The 7,681-nt window shown below is 33.2% G+C and carries 7 protein-coding genes; 6 read left to right on the forward strand and 1 reads right to left on the reverse strand.

From position 1 onward, the window contains the following. The first annotated feature begins 89 nt into the window (after window positions 1-89). Genes ABF281_RS08435 through ABF281_RS08450 form a run of 4 tightly spaced genes read left to right on the forward strand, consistent with a single transcriptional unit; the run spans window position 90 to window position 4,360 of the window. Window positions 90-2,453, forward strand: a complete 2,364-nt coding sequence (locus ABF281_RS08435; protein WP_347181237.1) for a TonB-dependent receptor — start codon at window positions 90-92, stop codon at window positions 2,451-2,453. Window positions 2,454-2,456: 3 nt separating this feature from the next. Next, window positions 2,457-3,308 (forward strand): DUF4249 family protein, encoded by an 852-nt coding sequence (locus ABF281_RS08440; protein WP_347181238.1) that lies wholly within the window; start codon window positions 2,457-2,459, stop codon window positions 3,306-3,308. Window positions 3,309-3,330: 22 nt separating this feature from the next. Next, window positions 3,331-4,152 carry an N-acetylmuramic acid 6-phosphate etherase gene (murQ, locus tag ABF281_RS08445; RefSeq protein WP_347181239.1) on the forward strand — a complete coding sequence of 274 codons (822 nt, stop codon included), beginning with the start codon at window positions 3,331-3,333 and terminating at the stop codon, window positions 4,150-4,152. Then, complete coding sequence (locus ABF281_RS08450; protein WP_347181240.1) at window positions 4,139-4,360, forward strand: DUF6095 family protein; 222 nt, start codon at window positions 4,139-4,141, stop codon at window positions 4,358-4,360. The genes murQ and ABF281_RS08450 overlap by 14 nt, the downstream gene beginning before the upstream one ends. 1 nt (window position 4,361) lies before the next feature. On the opposite strand, the gene ABF281_RS08455 is transcribed toward ABF281_RS08450, so the two are convergent. Further along, the gene (locus tag ABF281_RS08455; RefSeq protein ID WP_347181241.1) at window positions 4,362-4,853 is read right to left on the reverse strand and encodes a DinB family protein; all 492 of its coding nucleotides are present in this window, start codon (window positions 4,851-4,853) and stop codon (window positions 4,362-4,364) included. Between the two features lie 443 nt (window positions 4,854-5,296). Here ABF281_RS08455 and ABF281_RS08460 point away from each other — a divergent pair, with 443 nt between their 5' ends. Further along, the gene (locus ABF281_RS08460) at window positions 5,297-5,677 is read left to right on the forward strand and encodes a diacylglycerol kinase family protein (protein ID WP_347181242.1); all 381 of its coding nucleotides are present in this window, start codon (window positions 5,297-5,299) and stop codon (window positions 5,675-5,677) included. A gap of 41 nt (window positions 5,678-5,718) precedes the next feature. Next, the coding region (locus ABF281_RS08465; protein WP_347181243.1) for a DNA translocase FtsK 4TM domain-containing protein at window positions 5,719-7,681 on the forward strand (1,963 nt) is incomplete at its 3' end.

Consider the following 7,681-nt stretch of genomic DNA (forward strand, 5'->3'; position numbering starts at 1 on the left):
CCCCAAAACATCCATTTCGACCCTTATCCAACTTCTTTATATTTTTGTACAATAAAAGGAATACATTTGTTCCATATAAAAAGTATTCAATGAAAAAAATATATCTCATTTTACTATTTTGCTTCTCTGGGGTTTATGCACAAGAAAAGTTTTCCATTAGTGGAACCCTAAAAGACTCTGCATCTGGAGAAACACTTATAGGTGTAAGCATTTACGATAAAGACAATTATCAAGGAACTGTAAGTAATGAATATGGATTCTATTCTTTGAGTCTAAATCAAGGTACTCACAACATCCAAGTTTCATACCTTGGTTATAACACCGTTTCAAAAACCATTGATCTCAACAAAAATCAAACCTTAAATTTTTCATTAGTTGAAAATATAGAGGGTTTAGAAGAAATTGTTTTGACTACTACTTCTGAAAAAATTAGCATCAAGAAAGCGGAAATGAGTGTTAACAAAATGAAAGTTAAAACCATAAAAGAAATTCCCGCAATTTTAGGAGAGGTAGATGTTTTAAAATCCATAACAACACTACCAGGAGTAACCACAGCTGGTGAGGGACAATCTGGATTTAATGTTCGTGGTGGAGCTGTTGATCAAAATTTGGTTTTACTTGATGAAGCTACCCTCTTCAATACCTCACACCTATTTGGGCTATTTTCTGTAATCAATGCAGATGCCATTAAAGATTTAAAGCTTTTTAAAGGTGGGATCCCTGCTAAATATGGAGGTAGAATTTCATCAGTATTAGATATTCGACAAAAAGATGGAAATAAAAATAGTTTTCACGGAAACGGTGGAATAGGAATTATATCATCTAGATTAACACTAGAGGGACCTTTAGCTAAAGAAAAAGCCTCTTTTTTTATAAGTGGTAGGAGATCATATGCTGATTTGTTCATTCCTCTTGTGATGCCAGACAACGAAAACAAAGCCTACTTCTATGACTTAAATACTAAAATGAATTGGGAAATTGACGACAAAAACAAACTTTACTTGTCTGGTTACTTTGGTAAAGATGTGTTTTCATTTTCTGAATCTTTTGTCAACAATTATGGAAATGCAGTTGGAAACTTGAGATGGAATCATGTCTTCAACAATCAACTATTCTCTAATTTGTCTTTGATTTATAGTCAATATTATTACGGCTTAGAATTGGATTTTGTTGGTTTCCTATGGGATTCAGGTTTACAAAATATCAATTTTAAATACGATCTAAAACAATACTTTAGCGACAATGTTTCTATCGATTATGGAATCAATACCACATTGCATGAATTTAATCCTGGTAAAATAGAACCTAATCGAGATGATAGTAGTATTGAAGAAAACCAGCTCGCCAAGAAGTACGCTATTGAATCGGGAATTTTCATTGATGTCGATCAGAAAATAAATGAAAAAATTGATTTACGTTATGGTATTCGACTTACTGGTTTTGCTAGAATGGGAGAACAAAGCAAAAACATTTACAATGGGAGTCCGATTACATACGATGAAAACTTAAAGATTTATGAATCGGCTACACCGATCAGTCAAAAAGATTTTGATAAAAGTGAAATTTTGAAAACCTATACCAATTTAGAACCTCGTTTTTCTATTGCATATAGTCTTACGGAACGAAGCTCTATAAAAGCTAGTTACCAAAGAATGTCACAATATTTACATTTAATCTCCAATACGCAATCTCCCTCTCCTCTAGATATTTGGACACCAAGTGGAGAACACATCAAACCACAATTGTCTGATCAAATTGCTTTTGGATACAACAAAGATTTCAACAACGAATATTCACTTGTTGCAGAAATATTTGGTAAAAATGTACAGAACAGATTAGATTATATCGATGGAGCAGATTTGATTGCTAATGAAGCCATAGAATCTGTAGTTTTAGCAGGTAGTGCCAGAGCTTATGGATTAGAAATGCAATTCAAAAAAGATTCAGGTACATTTACAGGTTGGATCAGTTACACTTTATCTCGTTCAGAACAAAAAACCGCTGGAAGAACAGCAAGTGAAGTTGGTATCAATAACGGTGAATGGTATGCCACTGGATATGATAAAACTCATGATTTAACCATTATTGGGAACTACAAAGCTTCTAAAAAGTGGAACTTCAGTACCAACTTTACATTGCAAACGGGTCAACCTGTTACCCTACCAGCAGACAAATATTCTTTTATGAATTTAAACATTCCTAATTATGGATTTAGAAACAATTACCGTTTGCCCTTATACCATAGATTAGATATCTCTGCCACATATAAACCTTCAAAAAATAGAAACAAAAAAATTAAAGGGGAATGGGTTTTTAGTATTTATAACCTGTATAACAGAAGAAATGTTTCTTCACTTCTTTTCAATCAAGATATTGTTACAGGGTTGAACAAAACCGAAGCACTTTCTATATTTGGGTTGATCCCATCTTTTAGTTATAATTTTAAATTCTAAAAAATGAAAATATATATATACATACTACTGGTTTCGCTGTGCACTACTTCTTGTTTAGAAGAAATTGTAATTGATGAATTGAGCAACATATCGCCAAGGCTAGTGATTGAAGCCAATCTAAATATCAATCAAAATTCTCCCACAGGAAAGCAAAGCATAAAAGTAACCAAAACCGCGGGATATTATGAAGATGACAACTACTCGCCTGTTTTAGGTGCTAGCATTTTGGTAACCGACAAGAACGGTAATTCTATGGGTACTTTTTTAGATGTAAACCCAGGAACTTCAGAAATTGAAGATGGAGAATACACTGCAAATGATTTTGACACACTTACTGTTGGAGAAATGTACTTTCTCAAGGTTGTGGTAGATGGTGAAACATATACCGCTCAAGATACGTACACAAGTATCTCAGAAATCAATAGCATCACTCAAAAAATCATAACTTTTCCACAAGAAAGAATTCAGTTGAATATTAATGTTAAAAATGAAAAAGATATTGACAACTACTTTCTAAGTAAGTTTCAAACTCCTTACAGAACCATCCCTGCATATGACGTAACTGATGACCAACAATACGATGATAGCCAGGATACTAATTTTTTTGATATTGGCTTCATTGATGAAGAACTAGAAGCAGAGATGGAAGTTAACATCGAATTGTACGGTATAAGCAAAGAATACTATAATTATCTTGCAAAGATATTGGTATTGTCCCAAGGAAGTAATGGGCCTTTTTCTACTGCACCAGCATCAATAAGAGGTAACCTCCTAAATACGACTTTGCAAGACAACTACGCCTTAGGATACTTTTCAGTAAATCAATTCATCAAGACTACTTATGAAGTACAGTAAAATCTAACTGCAAACATTCGATATGAGCTTTCAAAAAACAACAGAACAAGATTCGTTATATGACAACTTAGAAAATATGTCTACTCATGAATTGATCAAAAATATCAACAATGAAGACAAAAAAATAGCTAAAGCCATAGATGAAGTTCTACCAAAAATTGAAAGTTTAATTGATACCGTTACTGAAAAACTAAAAAATGGGGGAAGATTGTTTTATATTGGAGCAGGAACCAGTGGTCGACTTGGAGTTTTAGATGCTTCAGAATGCCCACCTACTTTTGGAGTTGATTCAAATATAGTTATAGGAATTATTGCAGGAGGTGATAAAGCCCTAAGAGATGCTGTTGAAAATGCAGAAGACAACGAAAGACAAGGTTGGTTAGATTTGTCAAAACACCAAATTTCAGAGCATGATATAGTAATCGGTATTGCAGCATCAGGAACTACTCCCTATGTTGTAAGTGCGCTGCAAACTTGCAAAGAAAAAAACATCGCTACCGGATGCATAACGATGAATAAAAATAGTCCTCTTGACAAAACTGCACAATTTCCAATAGTCATAAACGTTGGTCCTGAATTTATAACAGGAAGTTCTAGAATGAAGGCAGGAACAGCTCAGAAAATGGTGTTAAATATGATTAGTACTGCGACCATGATTCGTTTGGACAAAGTAAGAGGAAACAAAATGGTAGATATGAAATTGTCTAATGACAAATTGGTTGAAAGAGGATCCAATATTTTGACAGATGAGCTAAACATCTCTCATTTGAAAGCAAAAGAGTTACTACTGAAGTACGGAAGTGTTAGGAATGTAATGAACAAACTAAAAAATGGACAACAATAAAAAATATTTAAACAAAGGAATCAATTTAATGGCCGCAGTTTTGCCGTTACTATTTCTAAGCCCAGTGATCGTAAATATTGGTTTTAAAGCGTTGCAGAAAGATGGAATTTATCTTTTTTTAGTTATTGGAATTGCTCTAGTTATCCTTACCATTGTTCTCTTCGCTCTAGGTATAAAAAGTTTACTCAAACATTTGTTTAGAAAATAATTTAGCCCTGAGAAGTTTGCGGAGTGGTTGGGTTTAGACCAAAAGTATGGTCTTTTATATGTACACCAAGGTTGCACAGCAAATAGCCAATAGTTGAGTAGTGGTGAGTTGTATGACTTTGTGCTTGAGCAAGAACAGCTCCTAAAGTTGTCTTAACCATACAGCTTCCGCTTCCCAAGTCATCAACCAAATCTATTTCAGTATTTAAGTCAGATGCTTTTAGTTTTAATAGTTGTTCAATCATCCGATCAAAATATTCAGAAGCAACAACTGGGTAGAGCTCAACATCTACATCTCTAACCCTTTTTCTCAGGTCAACAATACCTGAAGGAAAACCAGAAAATATACAATTAAACATGTCCAAAACATGCCTTGTATGACCACCAATACTAGAATAGTATGGCGGCAATGACTTGTCACAATAATTTTCTATTGGCAAAAGAATCAACATCTGTTTTCCTTTATTTAAATTCTTTATTATTTCTTCTATCATTACTCTTTCTTATTCTTTTGGTATAGCTATTGTTTTTGTTCTAATTAAAAATAATCAAACACAATAACATTAACAAATGTTAAACTTAAAAATTTTAACATTCTAAATTCTTTAAGGGAAATATAAAATCCTATTAGAAGAAAAATAGCAGCAAAAAAAACAGAGAAAGAAATTCTCACTAAAATACATCCTACCGATTCATAACAAAAACTAATTTACTGAAGTAAAGATTCAGTCCTAGAGGGCTCTTAACAAACCAGAATATGTTTACTTCCTTAAATATCATAACTTACACTATATCTTCTAGGGATTTTCATAAAAAAATAAGATATTGTGAATACTGAACCCATTGAAGTAAAAAAAAGGAATTCAAATCAAAAATAAGCCTACAACACCAAAAGGCTATGACAAAACAAAAAAGCTAACCATCACTGTTACCCTCTATGAAGTCTAAAAAACAACCTTTTATTTCTAATCGAATTGATAGTTTAAAGTATGCTGTCTTTGGTGTAATACACTTGATCAAGACAGAAAAAGCAATCCAAGTTCATTGTGTAAGTATTTGTATATTGTGTCTTTTTGGATATCATTTGAATATTTCAAATACAGAATGGATGTTTCAATTTATAGCCATGGGCTTAGTCATTAGCATCGAATCATTAAATACTGCCATAGAAAAAATAGCCAATTTTATTCAACCTAACTTCGATGAAAAGATTGCAATCATCAAGGATATCAGTGCAGGTGCTGTTCTTTTTGCAGGCATCTTTGGGGCACTCACTATTGCATTTATTTATATCCCTAAATTAATCTATTTCCTATAGTCAGTAATTCAGTATATTTACAAAAAAATTCTCTAATCTAAATGCCAAAAAAAAGCGATCAAAAAGTGACCCAAAAGACCGAGGTCAAAGAAACAATAAAAGATTTTTTAAAAAATAGACAAACCCAAACAGTTACTGGTCTATTTATTATTTTTGGAAGTATTTTCCTGTTTACTGCTTTTATTTCTTTCTTCTTTACTTGGCGGGTAGACCAATCTACAATATCACAATTGGTTGATAAAAATGTGGAAGCTAAAAATTTATTGGGAAAACTAGGAGCCAACTTAAGTCACTTTTTTATCTACAAAGGCTTTGGTCTTTCTGCACTTATCCTTCCAGTCCTGATGTTTTTTACAGGGTTATATATTCTCTTAAAAATACCCTTAAAAAAAATACTTAAATCTTGGAACTGGGGAATGCTTGGGTTGATTTGGACAGCAACAGCATTTGGATTTTTTGCTGATAAAAATGCTCTAATCGCAGGAGTTGTAGGCTTAGAATTGAATGCTTACTTGATTCCGTACCTAGCTCCTTTGGGTCTATCTATTTTGATTGTTTTTGGTTACCTAACTTATTTTGCTATTCGTTTTAAGATAACCCCTGAAAAAATAAGAGAATGGATTCCCAAAAAACCTGATCTTGAGGCTTCAAAAACTAGTACTACTGATCCCTCAATCAAACAGAAAGAAAATTCGTCTACAGATCTAAATACAACAGAAACTATTGATAAAAATGTAATTTCTGAAAATCAACCCATCAAGGAAACTATAATTTCGCTCGATGATTTTGAGCAAAAGGATGAAGTAGAAGAAACACCAACTTCTACATTTGAAATGGCGGTAAAGAATGTTGAGCCTACCATACAAAATCACTCCAACATCACTTCGCCAAAAAAGAAAATTGACAAAGAAAGAAAAGAAGAAGAAAAAGGTGACCTGAAAATAGATATTGAGAAAGTTAAGGAAGAAAAAATCGCATCTTCTAATCTTGCTGACAAAATTGTTGAAGATTTTGGGGAATATGACCCTACTCTCGATTTAGGAAACTATGCGTTCCCCACATTAAATTTATTAAGAGAATTTGATGAATCTATTTCTGTTGATGCAGAAGAACTTGAAGCCAACAAAAATAGAATCGTAGATACACTAAATAATTATAAAATTGGGATTTCTAAAATCAAGGCAACGGTAGGTCCTACCATAACTCTGTACGAAATTGTTCCTGAGGCTGGAATTAGAATTTCAAAAATAAAAAACTTAGAAGATGATATCGCTTTGTCATTATCTGCTTTGGGTATTCGAATCATTGCACCTATACCTGGTAAAGGGACTATTGGAATTGAGGTTCCTAACAAAAAATCAAATATTGTTTCAATGAACTCGGCCATTGCATCCAATAAATTTCAGCAATCAAAAATGGAATTACCCATCGCATTAGGAAAAACAATTTCTAATGAAACTTTTGTCTTTGATTTGGCAAAAGCGCCGCACATGTTAATGGCCGGGGCAACTGGACAAGGGAAATCAGTTGGGTTAAATGCGGTATTGACTTCTTTACTTTACAAAAAACACCCTGCAGAAGTAAAATTTGTGTTGGTCGATCCTAAAAAAGTAGAACTCACTTTGTTCAATAAAATTGAACGACATTTTTTAGCTGTCCTCCCCGATAGCGGTGATGCAATTATTACCGATACAACCAAAGTCATTCATACACTAAATTCATTGTGTATTGAAATGGACAATCGTTATGATTTACTTAAAAATGCAATGGTCCGTAATATCAAAGAATACAATGATAAATTTAAAGCACGAAAGTTAAACCCCAATGATGGCCATAAATTTCTACCCTACATTGTATTGGTGATTGATGAATTTGCAGATTTAATCATGACAGCTGGTAAAGAAGTGGAGACACCGATTGCACGTTTGGCGCAACTAGCACGTGCTATCGGTATACATTTGATTGTGGCAACTCAGCGACCTTCTGTAAATGTAATAACTGGTA

Origin of the sequence: Wenyingzhuangia sp. (genome assembly GCF_039768515.1) — a bacterium.
Lineage (GTDB): Bacteria > Bacteroidota > Bacteroidia > Flavobacteriales > Flavobacteriaceae > Wenyingzhuangia.